General features: G+C 38.5%; 13 protein-coding genes and 2 other annotated features. Of the genes, 12 read left to right on the top strand and 1 reads right to left on the bottom strand.

Annotation, left to right across the window (positions count from 1 at the left end; all coding sequences use genetic code 11):
• Window positions 1–158: 158 nt before the first annotated feature.
• Window positions 159–1,595 (bottom strand): PTS transporter subunit IIC, encoded by a 1,437-nt coding sequence (locus tag JHE06_RS10725; protein WP_058919387.1) that lies wholly within the window; start codon window positions 1,593–1,595, stop codon window positions 159–161.
• A 181-nt stretch (window positions 1,596–1,776) separates the two neighbouring features.
• On the opposite strand from JHE06_RS10725, the gene JHE06_RS10720 reads away from it, so the two are divergent.
• From JHE06_RS10720 to JHE06_RS10665, 12 genes are all read left to right on the top strand, one after another.
• On the top strand, window positions 1,777–2,790 hold the full coding sequence (locus JHE06_RS10720) for a LacI family DNA-binding transcriptional regulator (RefSeq protein WP_201088749.1): 1,014 nt from the start codon (window positions 1,777–1,779) through the stop codon (window positions 2,788–2,790).
• Window positions 2,783–3,442 carry a ribulose-phosphate 3-epimerase gene (gene rpe, locus JHE06_RS10715; RefSeq protein ID WP_058919385.1) on the top strand — a complete coding sequence of 220 codons (660 nt, stop codon included), beginning with the start codon at window positions 2,783–2,785 and terminating at the stop codon, window positions 3,440–3,442. The genes JHE06_RS10720 and rpe overlap by 8 nt, the downstream gene beginning before the upstream one ends.
• A gap of 13 nt (window positions 3,443–3,455) precedes the next feature.
• Window positions 3,456–4,382: a ribokinase gene (locus tag JHE06_RS10710; protein WP_058919384.1), complete on the top strand. Its 927-nt coding sequence runs from the start codon at window positions 3,456–3,458 to the stop codon at window positions 4,380–4,382.
• Window positions 4,383–4,849: 467 nt separating this feature from the next.
• Window positions 4,850–5,127 (top strand) — a binding site (T-box leader).
• A 72-nt stretch (window positions 5,128–5,199) separates the two neighbouring features.
• Entirely contained in the window at window positions 5,200–6,327 is a 1,128-nt protein-coding gene (locus JHE06_RS10705) for an iron-containing alcohol dehydrogenase family protein (RefSeq protein WP_201088748.1), read from the top strand.
• Window positions 6,327–7,541, top strand: coding sequence for an aminotransferase class I/II-fold pyridoxal phosphate-dependent enzyme (locus tag JHE06_RS10700; RefSeq protein ID WP_197409002.1), 1,215 nt, complete (start codon window positions 6,327–6,329; stop codon window positions 7,539–7,541). Before JHE06_RS10705 ends, JHE06_RS10700 begins: the two co-directional genes overlap by 1 nt.
• A complete protein-coding gene (locus JHE06_RS10695; protein ID WP_201088747.1) occupies window positions 7,538–8,365 on the top strand; it encodes a MetQ/NlpA family ABC transporter substrate-binding protein in 828 nt (275 codons plus the stop codon). The genes JHE06_RS10700 and JHE06_RS10695 overlap by 4 nt, the downstream gene beginning before the upstream one ends.
• Before the next feature lie 142 nt (window positions 8,366–8,507).
• Entirely contained in the window at window positions 8,508–9,389 is an 882-nt protein-coding gene (locus JHE06_RS10690) for a VOC family protein (RefSeq protein WP_201088746.1), read from the top strand.
• A gap of 166 nt (window positions 9,390–9,555) precedes the next feature.
• Window positions 9,556–9,832: a binding site (T-box leader), on the top strand.
• Window positions 9,833–9,904: 72 nt separating this feature from the next.
• Window positions 9,905–11,023, top strand: a complete 1,119-nt coding sequence (locus tag JHE06_RS10685) for a 5-methyltetrahydropteroyltriglutamate--homocysteine S-methyltransferase (RefSeq protein ID WP_201088745.1) — start codon at window positions 9,905–9,907, stop codon at window positions 11,021–11,023.
• Window positions 11,024–11,058: 35 nt separating this feature from the next.
• The gene (locus tag JHE06_RS10680; RefSeq protein ID WP_201088744.1) at window positions 11,059–11,523 is read left to right on the top strand and encodes an S-ribosylhomocysteine lyase; all 465 of its coding nucleotides are present in this window, start codon (window positions 11,059–11,061) and stop codon (window positions 11,521–11,523) included.
• Window positions 11,524–11,548: 25 nt separating this feature from the next.
• Window positions 11,549–12,319: an SDR family NAD(P)-dependent oxidoreductase gene (locus tag JHE06_RS10675; protein ID WP_201088743.1), complete on the top strand. Its 771-nt coding sequence runs from the start codon at window positions 11,549–11,551 to the stop codon at window positions 12,317–12,319.
• Between the two features lie 16 nt (window positions 12,320–12,335).
• Window positions 12,336–13,211 carry a MetQ/NlpA family ABC transporter substrate-binding protein gene (locus JHE06_RS10670; RefSeq protein ID WP_201088742.1) on the top strand — a complete coding sequence of 292 codons (876 nt, stop codon included), beginning with the start codon at window positions 12,336–12,338 and terminating at the stop codon, window positions 13,209–13,211.
• 545 nt (window positions 13,212–13,756) lie between these two features.
• Window positions 13,757–14,404, top strand: a complete 648-nt coding sequence (locus JHE06_RS10665; RefSeq protein ID WP_236253509.1) for an NADPH-dependent FMN reductase — start codon at window positions 13,757–13,759, stop codon at window positions 14,402–14,404.
• Window positions 14,405–14,489: the final 85 nt, after the last annotated feature.

The following is a 14,489-nucleotide window of genomic DNA, read 5'->3' as shown; positions in this document are numbered from 1 at the left end:
TTTGTTAATATACCGAGAAGTATAGTTCAACTTTTTATAAGTGTCAACCTTTATGATAAAAGAATAAAAAGATGCCAGTAAATAAAACCACTGGCACCAAATAGGTAAAAGTATGCTCATATTTAATGATTTTATAAAAATTTGAAACAGTAAAACAACTATTCACTTACATTAACAGCTTTTTGTTTTGTAAAAGAAGATTTGTTCAATTCAGCAGCTTTTAAATTATCTTTTTTCATTTGTTTAAAGTACCACACGAACATTAAAATATAAGCCGCTAATGCTGCTACAGATAACAAGATTAAGGATAGATCCATAGTGTCGACCGCTTTCCCTAATAATACAGCTAACATTTTTTCTAAAGGATCCGAATCGACAGAACTAAATAACTGTCCTTCTGATAAACCAGCAGGGAAGTTATTCATCGCAATAGATGCTGATGTAAGGAAATTTCCTATAAGAGTGGCTGCCCATAAGAATAATGGAATCATGATCGTACCAATAATGGTCATACGGATTACTTTTCCTTTAGTAACAATCAACAAGGCAGGGGTTAGGACCGTTAATAAAATTCCTCCTAAAGGAAGGACTTGGTTTCCTGGAAGAACCATCGCGATAATTAAAAGAATAGGAGCTAAAATATTAGCTACTGCCCATACCTCGGCTCTTGAAGCAAGAATCGGCCAATCGATGGCGATAAATAATTTTCGGCCTCGTAAACGTTTGCTCATTAAAGTAGTAACTCCATCTGATAATGGTTCAATAGCAGGACCGAACCAACCGCCAACATAAGCAAACAGTTCCAAAGCAACTCCTGCAGTAAACGCTAGAGTGAAGATTTCTTGAGGACTTTGTTGTCCTAATAAGCCAATAAACAGGCCTAAATAAACACCAATGGCAAATTTACTGCCCCAAAAACCAATTTTTTTATTTAAAATTTCAGCATTAAAATCATATTTATCGATAAAAGGAATACAGATATCAATTAATTTATTAAAGACCATTACGATAGGAGCTACTAGTAAAGATGGATGCGCTGTCGTAGTGATATTTGTTTCTTCGTAGTCTAGTAATTCGTTGATTGTCGGTTTCATGACATCCGCATTGATCAACATAAGGGCATAGATAAAGACTACAAAAATGGAAGTTATAAAAATGTTGTTATTAGAGTATTCTAAAATAATCAATCCTATAATAGATATATTCCAAATATTAAATAGATCAACATTTAGGGTTTGAGTAAGGGACGTAAACAATAGAATTAAATTCATAATGATACAAATGAACGCAAAATATAGGGTATACATAGATCCCCATGTAATCACAGCTAGAGGTGCCCACCCTAAATCGGTTATAGACAAAGAGACACCAGTAGATTCAACAAAGCTATTTAAAGCTGGTCCAAACGCACCGGTTAGTAAGGATATAATAGCGCCCATACCGGTTAATGCAATGGCCATTCTGAGACCGCCTTCAATTGATTTTGAAAAAGAAACTTTAAATACTAACGATAGTAACGTAATAACAATAAACATCATAGCAGGTGCGCCTAATCCAATGAAAAAGTTAAATCCTGCATTTAGTGCATCAAACATATTCAACATCCCCTTTAATTTTCGTAAATGCGTAACCGGTTACGAATTTTGAGGACGTTTACAATTTATCACATTTAACTTTTAAACACAAGGGAAAATATTTGAGTTGACAAACGCTTTCAAAAGGAGTTATGATAATAAGCGTAATCGGTTACGTTATTTTCAAAGAGGAGTTTAAAGTATGACAACAATACGCGATGTAGCAAAGTTAGCAAATGTTTCTACTGCTACTGTTTCTAGAATCATTAATGGAAAGGGAGAAGCAAGCCCTGAAACTATTAAACGTGTAAATAAGGTAATAAAAGAAGTAGGCTATAGACCTAATTCATTAGCTAAAAGCTTATCAAAGCGAGATTCAAATTTGATAGCTTTAATAATACCCACTTTAAATAATCCTTTTTTTCCAGAATTAGTTGAAGCAATTGAAACCGCAGCTAGTAAATATGGATACAACTTATATCTTTGTAATAGTGAAGACCAACGATCAAAAGTTGAGTACTTTCTCGATTCAATCGTAGATCATTATGCATGTGGAGCAATTATTAATTCGTTACATGTCAATGAAGAGGATTTAAAACGTTTAGAAGAACGGGGGATCCCCACAATTACAATCGATAGAACACAATTTTCACATCCTTATTCTGCCGTTGGAGTAAACCATAAAGATGGCGGATACCAAGCTGTTTCTCATTTAGTTAAAAACAATAACTGTAAGAAAATCGTTTTTTTGTCGGGACCAGATGGTGAAAAAAGCTCTTTAGATCGTTTAGAGGGTTACAGAGAGGCTTTAAAGGAAAATAAAATAACAGATTTTGAAAAAATTGTTTATGGCAATTTTGAAACGGTTAGTGGATATGAAGCAATTAATGAATTAATTAAAAATGGTTGTATTTTTGATGCCATTTTTAGTTCTAATGACGCAATGGCATTTGGTGCTATTAGAGCATGTATCGATGCAGGCTTAAAAATACCAGAACAAGTAAAAATCATTGGATATGATAATGTTTTGCTTTCAAGTTATTTTTATCCCAAATTAACTACTGTTAGTCAGCATAAATCACGTATTGGAGAACTTACGATTAAAGAATTGGACCGTTTGATAAACGAACCAAACAGTAAGCCCAAAAAATATAATCTTTCTCCTGATTTAATAGTCAGAGAGTCATCAAATAATAGGAGTGTAAAAAATGAATAAACTAGGACCATCATTAATGTGCACGGATTTGGGAAATGTAGAACAAGATATTAAAGAATTAGACAATGCAGCAGTGGATTTTTATCACATTGATGTTATGGATGGGGTTTTTGTTCCGAATTTTGGTCTTAACCCCGACTTTGTTAAAAGAGTTCGGGAAATAACTGAAAAACCACTTGATGTACATTTAATGGTGACAGACCCAAGTCGCTATATCGATACATTTGCAGAAGCAGGTGCAGATATGATTTCTATACATGCTGAAGCAACATCTAATTTACAAGGCGACTTAGCAAGAATCCAAGCACATGGTTTGAAAGCAGGGGTAGCCATCAATCCTGCTACTTCACTGGATGTATTGGAATACGTCTATGACGTAACCGATTACGTAGTTGTGATGACGGTAAATCCAGGGTTTGCAGGTCAAAAATTTATACCGGCTACCTATGATAAAATCCAGGAGCTTAGTGATCAAATAAAAAAACGCGGGCTGCAAATTGAAATACAAGTAGATGGAAATATTGGAGAGAATACGATTCCTAAATGTAAGGATAATGGAGCAACGATGTACATCGGCGGATCAAGTGCGGTATACAATAGCACAGGAACACTTAAAGAAAATGTCCAAAAGACAAAACAATTATTAGCGTAGGGAGGAAGTAAAGATGAATTATGATGTAGTCGTACTTGGGAGTATCAACATGGATGTACGTGTGGAAACGAATAACTATCCTGAATATAGTGAAACTGTTTTCGCAAATAAAATAGAAATGCTGCCTGGAGGAAAAGGTTCAAACCAAGCCGTTAGCGTAGCGAAACAAGGGAAGAAATTAGCTTTTTTAGGTGCTGTTGGTCAAGATAGCGCGGGCAACCAAATGCTTCAAAACCTAGAAAATAAAGGTATTTCAACTAGCAATATTTTGCAAACAGATAAAGCAGGTACAGGAACTTTTGTAGCGATTGTTGATAACAGTGGTGAAAATACAATGGTTGGTACGATGGGCGCTAACGAAAAACTTCTAAAAGAAGACATAAGAGAAGTTTTTTCAGATATTGATGCTAAGATTTTATTATTGCAAATGGAAACGAGTAAAGAGTCTATTATTGAGACTATGAAAATTGCGAAAGAAAAAAAGATGTACACTATTTTAGATCCTGCTCCTGCAGATGGGTATTTTGAGGAAGCTCTTAAGTATGCAAGTTTGGTTACTCCTAACCAGCAAGAAACAGAAAAAATAACTGGAATCAAAGTAGTAGATGAAGAGACAGCATTTGAAGCAGCTAAAAAAATACATGCCATGGGAGTTCCTGATGTTATCGTTAAAATGGGGAACAAGGGCAGTTTAGTATACAAAAATGGAGAAAAGATTTTAGTTGATTCAATCAAAGTCAGGGCAGTTGATACGGTTGGAGCTGGAGACACTTTTGCTGGAGCACTAGCAGCCGCATTAGTTGATACAGATGATTTAGTAGAAGCTGTACGATTTGCAAACATAGCAGCTGGCATCAAAGTTTCTAGGTTCGGGGGACAAGAAGCTATACCGACTAGAGAAGAAGTTATAGCATACCAAAAAGAAGCTATAACACAATAAAAATACTAGAGACAGCTAAAAGAAGATGAAGAGAGTAAAAAGTTTAATTTATTAAGAAACCATTTGAGTTTTACCTAAAGAAAAGCTAAAGGCAACTTGTTACCATTAGCATCAATGAAACCAAAAAAGTTTAGTAATGAGTATGGCAAATGAATAGTCCATTGCCATACTCATTTTTTTACAGTAAAAGCTAAGTGTAACCTATCCAGATGTTAAATTTCTATCGTTAAGATAGGCAAATCCTTTTTGAATGCTGTAAGGAGTTTAAATCCACATTTTTACTAACGAAATATGAGATAGAACTCTTTGAACTGCTTTTTTATTTTATCTTTATGGGCTTTTGAGGTATGTTTTTGCATTCTAGGCGTCAAAATCTCTAAAGATTAGAAATTAAAGTTGACAAAATAAATGAGAGATGTTAAATTAGCGTTACATTAAATTTTGATTATAATGAAATTTGAATTGAGTGGAACGCAATGATAAGAAAAGTACATTTAAGCGGAATCTTTACAGAGAGCCCTGGTAGCTGAAAAAGGGAAGAGAAAGCTGAATGGAAAATGGTCTTTGAGTGGAACAATTGAACGTTCTAGTGAGTTTTTCATAGAACTTTAGGTTGTTACGGGTGCACCCGTTACAGTGCTACAGTATGGCGAGTAGTTTTTTGCTTTAGTACTGGAAAAGGTGGGAACTGTGAAGTTTTCATAAACCAAGGTGGTAACACGAAATCAATGATTCCGTCCTTGCACAAAAGATTTTTCTTTTGTGTGAGGGCGGATTTTTTTGTTTGCAAATAGAAATAAAGCTGGAGGGTATGCAGATGTCATTAGTTGTAAGAACAGGTCCACAAGAATATGAATGCGGAATCGGCGTTTTAGATTCCTTAACAAGCAAATTAAAAGCACGAGGTATTCGTAAAGCTGTGATCGTTCATGGAACAAACTCTTGGAAAAGAGCAGAAACGTATTTATCCCATCTGATCAACAGTGAGATCACATTAGAATTTGTAGCATTCAATGGGGAATGTACCTATGAAGAAGTGAATCGAATCGTGGAACGGCTAAAAGAAACCCACGCAGAGGCAATTATTGGAGTAGGTGGCGGTAAGCTGATGGATACCGTCAAATATGCTGCAGAAAAAATTACTGGGGTTCAATCGATTTTGATTCCGACGTTAGCCAGCAACTGTGCCCCATGGACGCCCTTAAGCGTGATGTATACAGCAGATGGCGTTTGCTTAGGGTTTGATATTCACATGAAACAAGTAGCCTTATTGGCTATTGAACCGAGTTTGTTACTAGATGCACCGGTCAATTACTTTGTGGCCGGAGTAGCGGATACCTTGGCTAAATGGTATGAATCGGATGTCATCTTGTCTCGACCAGAGCACCAAACAAATGCATTGCTGCTGATTTCTCGTGCTGCAGCGTTAAATTGCAGAGATACCATCGTCAACTATGGCCAGCAAGCTGTTGCAGATATTCAAACTCACTCGCTTACTCCAGCCTTTATCCAAGTGTGTGAAACCATTATTGCGGTCAGCGGTTTGGTCGGAGGCTTGGGAGATGAATACGCACGTACGACGATTGCTCATGCGGTTCACGATAAACTAACCATTTTTCCTGAAACTCATGTCTTTTTACACGGCGAAAAAGTCGCTTACGGGATTATGGTTCAGTTAGCGTTTGAAGAAAAATGGGTAGAAGTAGCTCGATTAGCTGTTTTTTATGAATCGCTGCAGTTGCCAAAAACCTTAACCGATTTGAACTTAAGTCGTTTGACGGACGATCAATTAGCGGCATTTACGGCTAGCGTAGCCTTAGACAATAACCTTATTCAATCTGGTTACGAGGCAGCAAAAGAAGACATCCAAAAAGCCATTCATTCTTTAGAAGATTATTTAGGGATAAAAGTAGTTAGTGAAACTAAAATGGGGGAATCTTTATGATCACATTTGAGCCGTCAGATGCGTTAAAGCGGCTTCCAAATCAGTTCTTTACTCGTTTGCGTTCAAAAGCCGCTAAACTTATCGAACAAGGATACGACGTGATCGACTTAGGCATCGGAAATCCTGATTTGCCAACGCCAGCTTTTATCGTTGATGAGTTAAAAGCAGCAGCGGATAATCCAGTGAACGATCGGTACGGACCCTATCGAGGGTATGACTATTTAAGAGAAGCTGTTGCAGCATATTACTGGCGCGAATACGGAGTTGAGGTAGATCCTGAAACCGAAGTAGCCGTATTGCATGGGTCAAAAGCGGGAATTGTGAGCATTAGTCAGTGTTTGCTGAATCCTGGAGATACAGTCTTATTGCCAAACCCTGCTTATCCAGATTACTTATCGGGTATTGCTTTAGCAGATGCTGAAATTGCTTCACTGCCGTTATTAGCTGAAAACAATTTTTTACCTGAATACGGTTTAGTCGGTCCAACGATTGCTGCCAAAGCGAAATTGTTGTTTCTAAATTACCCGAATAACCCAACAGCCGCCACAGCGACTGCAGAATTTTTCGCAGATACTGTTGCCTTTGCCCAAAAGAATCAGATTTGTGTGGCACATGATTTTGCTTATGGGACGATCGGGTTTGATGGCGAAAAACCCTTAAGTTTTTTACAGACGCCTGGAGCAAAAGAAGTCGGGATCGAGTTTTTCACTTTATCGAAATCACACAATATGGCTGGATGGCGCATTGGATTTGCCGTCGGAAATACATCGGTTATCGAAAGTTTGAATGTGATGCAAGACCATACGAATGTCAGTTTATATGGAGGAATCCAGCAAGCAGCGGCCAAAGCCTTAAGGGGAGACCAAACCACAGTAAAAGAATTAACCGCTATTTACGAAAAACGCAGAAACCTATTTCTCGCTGAATTGGAACAGACTGGATTAGAAATTCAAAAGCCCAAAGGTTCTTTTTATGTATGGATAAAGGCACCAGACGGATTTACATCAGCAGAATTTTTTGATGTTTTACTAAATGAAGCGCATGTGATTGTGGCAACTGGGGATGGGTTCGGGACATTGGGTGAAGGATATGTTCGTGTAGGGCTGTCACAAGCAGATGACCAAATCCTCGAAGCAGCAAAAAGAATCGCTCAGTTAACTCTATTTAAAGCACCAATAGCAGAAAAAACCCTTGTTAGGAGGACACTATCATGAAACGAAAACTAGGAATGATCACAACGTTAGCCATCGGAGCCATTTTGACCGGATGCAGTGGAAATGAAGCAGCTTCTTCAGAAAAAGAAGGGTTGCTGAGCGATGGCGTATTAACCGTCGGCGTAACAGCTGGTCCGCATGAAGATATTGTAAATGAAGTCAAAAAATTGGCGGCAGAAGATGGGTTTGAGATCGAGGTGGTCTCATTCACAGATTTTGTTAAACCAAATACAGCTCTAGAAGAAGGCGAATTAGACATTAACTCCTTTCAAACAGGTATTTTTTTAGACAGCGTGGTAGCAGAAAGCGGATATGAATTAACCAAAGCAGAACCGACCATAACGATTCCGATGGGCATCTACTCTGAAGCTTATCAGGATATTAGTGATATCAAAGAAGGAGACACCATCGGTATCCCAAATTCACCTACTCAAGAGGGACGCGCATTGCAATTATTTGAAGAAGCCGGACTGATCACATTACCAGAAGGTTCTGGAGTAGAAGTCATTATCAGTGACATTGTTGAAAATCCTTTAAACTTAACCTTTCTTACATCAGAAGCGGCTCAATTGCCTTCCCAACTGCAAGATTTAGGAGCGGCAGGCATCAATTCAAATTATGTATTGGATGCTGAAATGGATCCTGAAGAATATGGTTTGTTAATGGAAAATGTCGACGATTTGGTACAAGCTAATTACGTTGTTTCCCGCACCGAGAATAAAGAAGATGAAGCCTTAGCGCAATTTATCGACTACTATAAAACGGACGAGATCAAACAATTTATTGAAAAGGAATTTAAAGGCGCGGTCGTTCCTTCATGGTAGAAAAGCTCTTCTAATTATTAAGAGACGGACAAGATAAAATCCTTTTGCAATTTTTATATGTGCTGTATACTGTGCTCAAGAATAAGACGAGCTAAGGTTGGTTTAGATAGAGATGCACCGCATATAAAAGGAGGAACTATCCATGGAAAAAATTGTCCCGCATCTATGGTACGATCAAGAAGCCGTAGAAGCTGCAGAATTTTACACATCGCTATTTGAAAATTCTTCTATTAACAGCAAGGTGAAAATTTACGATACTCCTTCAGGAACAGCAGAAACGGTTACCATGACGTTAGCTGGACAAGATTTTATGGCTATTTCTGCAGGTCCTCTATTCCAATTTACACCAGCCGTTTCTTTTCGAATTGATTGCAGCACAATTGAAGAAGCAGATCAGTTATGGGAGAAACTATCTAGCGGAGGAGCGGTCCTTATGCCGCTTGATGCCTATCCATTCAGTGAACGATATGGTTGGACAACTGACAAATATGGCTTGTCGTGGCAAATCATGTATCTTCCAAATCAAATGATTGCGCAAAAAATTACTCCGACATTGATGTTTACAGGAGAACAATGTGGTAAAGCGCAAGAAGCAATTCATTATTATACCTCTATCTTTAAAAATTCTGCTAGCGATAAATTTGATTACTATGGTGAGAACGATGCTCCTAATCAACCAGGAACTGTACGTTTTGGTGCTTGTACATTAGAAGGACAAAATTTTGTTGCTATGGATAGTGCCTTAAATCATGAGTTTTCATTTAACGAAGCTATTTCTTTTGTGGTGAATTGTGATAACCAAGAAGAGATTGATTACTTTTGGGGGAAACTATCCTTTGTTCCAGAAGCTGAGCAATGTGGCTGGTTAACAGATAAATACGGCTTATCGTGGCAAATCGTTCCCACTTTAATGAATGAGATGATGTCAACGAAAGATCCAGAGCAGTTGCAGCGAGTGACGCAAGCTTTTCTTAAAATGAAAAAGTTTGATATCGCTGAGTTACAGAAAGCTTACGAAGGCTGATGTTTTTTATTAGAAGTTTATACCCCAGTAATTTATCTTATTCGAGTATGGTCTCTGTTACCCAATAAAGAAGTTAGCAAAAATATGTTAGCTTGTTGACAAGACAATAAAGAAATGGTATCTTCTAGTTAAGTTAAAATAAAATTATAAATAAATTAAAATATGATGAAACGCAGCGATAAGAAAAGTACATTTAAGCGGAATCTTTACAGAGAGCCCTGGTAGCTGAAAAAGGGAAGAGAAAGCTGAATGGAAAATGGTCTTTGAGTGGAACAATTGAACGTTCTAGTGAGTTTTTATAGAACTTTAGGTTGTTACGGGTGCACCCGTTACAGTGCTACAGTATGGCGAGTAGTGTTTTGCTTTAGTACTGGAAAAGGTGGAAACTGTGAAGTTTTCATAAACCAAGGTGGTAACACGAAATCAATGATTCCGTCCTTGCACAAAAGATTTTTCTTTTGTGTGAGGGCGGATTTTTTATTTGTTTAAATACTAATTAGAAAGAGGGAATGAAAATGACAGTAGCTGCAGAAAAATCAACCAGAACCGTTGCACCATTTAGAGGAGATCAAGTAGGGAGTTTCTTACGTCCAAAAGCGTTGAAAGACGCTCGCCAAGCTTTTGTGTCAGGGAGTATTTCTTCAGAAGAATTGCGTAAAGCGGAAGATGAAGAAATCAACAGACTGGTCGATAAACAAGTGGAAGTGGGACTCAAAGCAGTAACTGATGGTGAGTTCCGCAGAAGCTGGTGGCATTTAGATTTCCTAGAAGGCTTAACAGGAATTGAAGGCTATGTACCAGAGCACGGCTATTTCTTTGAAGGAGTAGAAACGGAAAAATACGATGTTCGAAATACAGGAAAGATTGCTTTCAATCCGAACCATCCTTTTTTTAAAGACTTTGTCTATTTAAAAGAAAGTGTAGGCGACAGAGCGCTGCCGAAAGCAACGATTCCGAGCCCAAACCAATTGCTGCACCAAGGCATTCGTGATGAAACTATTTACCCAACAGTAGAAGCTTTTTGCGAAGATATCCAACAAGCGTACCGTGAAACGCTTCAAGAGTTTTATCGCTTAGGCTGCCGTTATTTACAAATCGACGATTGTTTCTGGGGTGTATTGTGTTACGACAAAGTGGTAGAAGATCTTTCTGAAGAAGAATTAACCAATTTGAAAGAATTGTCCGCAAAAAATGTGCAAGGTATTTTGAAAGACAAACCGGCTGACTTAGTGATTACCACGCACATTTGCCGCGGAAACTATGCTTCTACCTTTGCTGGGAGCGGAGCTTACGAACCGGTGGCTAAAGAGTTGTTTGGCCAAACAGATTACGATGGCTACTTTTTAGAATACGATACTGAACGATCTGGCGGTTTTGAACCGTTGCGCTTTTATAAAGGCCAAGGTCAAATCGTGTTAGGACTGATAACGTCTAAAACCGGTGAGCTGGAAGAAAAAGAAGACATCAAAGCACGTATCCAAGAAGCCGCTAAATATGTTCCATTAGAGCAGCTTTGCTTGAGTACACAATGCGGTTTTGCTTCAACAGAAGAAGGAAACCATTTAACCGAAGAAGAGCAATGGAATAAAGTGAAATTGGTACTAGAAGTTGCCCAAGAAGTTTGGGGAAATTAACCGTTGAAAATGGAAAAAATTAGGAGGAATGCAGCATGGCAAAAGTAGAAAGTTTTGAATTAGATCATAATTTGGTGAAAGCACCGTATGTACGTGTAGCGGGAGTGGAAAAAAGCGGTAAAGGCAGTATTGTTCAAAAATATGATCTGCGCTTTTTGCAGCCGAATCAAGAAACATTGCCTACAGCAGCTCTGCATACATTAGAACATTTACTAGCAACTTATTTAAGAGATGAGCTGGAGGGAATTATTGATATTTCGCCGATGGGCTGCCGTACCGGATTTTATTTGATCAAATGGGAGGAAGATTCGCCCGAAGTTGTAGCAGCAGCTTTAGAGAAAACCTTGCAACGTGTTTTAGAAACAGAAGACGTTCCAGCTGTGTCACCAATTTCTTGCGGAAATTACAAAGACCATTCTTTATTTGCGGCGAAAGAATACGCAAAGATCGTACTAGAAAAAGGCCTTAGCAGAGATCCGTTTGAACGTGCGTTTGCATAATATCACTCTTAGGAGGTAAGCACTAATGATCGGAATTGATTTGACTGGCAAAGTAGCTTTGGTAACCGGCGGAAAAAGCGGGATAGGAAAAGCGGTTGTAGACAGTTTGCTGGAAGCCGGAGCTTTTGTGGTTTCTGGAGATTTAGGTCATAAAAAAGGCTTCGAACTGGAAACAGACCGATTTGCCGTTTCAAAATTGAATGTTGCTTCAGAAGCGTCCGTCCAGAGCTGGTTGGAGAATACAATAGCAGCTTTTGATAAAGTCGATATTCTAGTGAACAGCGCGGGTATTTCAACCATGGATTTAGTGGTAGACAGTCAGACTTCTGACTGGGACAAAGTCATGGATGTGAATGCCAAAGGAGTATTTTTGACTTCAAAGAATGTCGGAAAGCTTATGCAAGAAGTCGGGAATGGCGGTCGGATCATTCAGATTGCTTCACAAGCTGGAAAAAACGGCTATACCGCACTAGGCACCTATACAGCTTCTAAACACGCTGTTTTGGGGTTCACCAAAACGATGGCAAAAGAGCTGGCAAAAGACAATATTCTTGTCAATGCTGTCTGTCCTGGAATTGTCGAAACAGAAATGAAACATCGTGAAAGAGTAGAAGGCGGACTTATCAGAGGCATGACGCCTGAAGAAATTTATGCTGAGGATTGTTCGCAAATACCGCTTGGACGCACAGCAAAAACCTCGGAAGTTGCGAGTGTGGTTCTATTCCTAGCGAGCCACTTGTCAGCATATATGACAGGACAAGCGATCAACGTGACCGGCGGCATGACTATGCATTAAGAAAGGGCGATGAGGTATGAAAAAAAGACAAAGCGTTCTATCATTCATTTTAATCACAACAACTCTTGTATTGGCTGCCTGCGGCTCAACAGGAGATGCGTCAGAAACAAAGTCTTCGAAAAGCGATTCGAACGAATCACAAACAATAGTGATCGGAGCCCAAGCATCAGATGTTCAAATTTGGGAATACATTGCTCAATCTGATGCTGCAAAAGAAGCAGGAGTCACATTAGAAGTTGAAGAAGTCAGCGGCGGACCTCAATTGAATACAGCGACTGTTGAAGGCGAAGTGGATGTCAATGCCTTCCAATCATGGGCATACTTAAACTCATTTAATGAAGAGAGCGGGTCCGATTTAACTGCTTTTGCAACAACTTACTTAGAACCAATGGGCATCTACACTGACAAATTTGACGCTATAGACGATGTGAGCGAAGGCTCTGTTGTGGCGATTGCTGACAATCCATCGAATGCTTCAAGAGGGTTGTTATTGCTCGAAGCAGCAGGTTTGATCACATTGCCCGATGATTTTGACGCATTAGGCACAACAAGTGATATTGTTGACAATCCTAAAAAATTAACCTTTGTTGAAATCGACGATACAACCGGTCCGAGAGTGCTACAAGATGTAGACCTGGTCTTGATCGGAAATACGGTTGCACTGGAAGGCGAATTGAATGTCTTGGAAGATTCAATCTTCCATGAAGAGATCAACGACGAAACAAAAAATAACGTTAATATTCTGGTTACGCAAAAAGAGAATGCAACTAATGAGGACATTCTGAAATTAGGCGAACTGTACCACGATGAAGAAGTCCAAGAATATATCGAAGAACAATTTGACGGCACAAAAGTCCCTGTTAAAAAAGACATTTCTTATTTAGAAGACTAACAAGAAAAATAGATTCTTTGTCCAATGGTGTTGGTAATTCTTAGGGGAGTGAAATTTTTCCGTAATTTACGTGTTTGCTTGTAGAAAGCCATGGGACTTCCTGGAGACTTATGTCTTCAGGTTTTCAAGCCTCTTCATGGCTACAAGCAGCCACTATTCCTCCAAAATTTCAAGATTGTAGCATACAGTCATTTTAGTTGCCAGCACCAAAAAGGATAGAACCTAAAAATACAGCAATCGATCATTAGTTGATCCATTGCTGTATTTTTTTGATTAATTGAGCTGACCGATATTTACCTGGTGTAGAAAGGAAAAAAAGAAGTACCTCGAAACCAATAGTGATACCGTTACCATTATTTTATTTAGAGGAATTGAACCAAAAGGTTAAAAGTCCAATAAAGTAGTTTTGATAAATAAATCTCTAATTCGTGATAAATTAGCTTGAAATACTTTTAATTCTGTGGCATACTAAATAAGCACTTACGAAATGTAAGTGATTAATTGACGGTTCACCTTCAATTAAATAAATCAACGGAGGAAATACATTGAGCAGTAAATCAGTATTCACTCGAATGAGCGAAGTGTTATTCGGAAGAAAAGAAGAAACAATAATAGAAGAAAAGGGGAAAAAAATTATGAAAATCGGTATTATCTCAGGAAGCGTACGCGAAGGAAGAAACTCAGAAGCAGTAACACAATGGATTTATGATTTTGCAGTAAACAGAAACGATGAAGGAGTAGAATACGAAATCGTTGAGTTAGCTGATTATGATCTACCGCTATTGGGAGCTAAACTTCCTGAAGAGCGTCAAGCAGCAGCAGGTGCAGCTATTCAAGCATGGTCTGAAAAAATGGCTTCATTTGATGGATATGTATTTATCACTCCAGAATACAATCATGCAGTAGGTGGAGCATTAAAAAATGCTACTGACTTCTTAAAACCAGAAGTAGCGAATAAAGCAGCAGCATTGGTTGGATACGGCAGCTTAGGCGGCGCACGTGCTCACGAAAATATGCGTTCGATTTTAGGCGAATTGAGTGTTGCTACTGTCCACACAACAACAAACTTCTCTCTAATAGCTGACTTTGAAAACATGAGTGCTTTCAAACCAAACGACTACAATAAAGTTAATGCACAAGGTATGTTTGATGACTTATTGCTATGGTCACAAGCATTCAGCACAATCAGATAAGCATAAAAATATAGAATAAATGCCCTTCAAGGTAGTCGCGATAAAAAGGTGACTGCTATACTTGAAGGGCGTTTTTTTATGGAAG

Source organism: Carnobacterium sp. CS13 (assembly GCF_016653495.1).
Taxonomy (GTDB): domain Bacteria; phylum Bacillota; class Bacilli; order Lactobacillales; family Carnobacteriaceae; genus Carnobacterium_A; species Carnobacterium_A antarcticum.
Note: the sequence above shows the minus strand (reverse complement) of the source record. Positions and strands in the feature narration are given on the sequence as shown.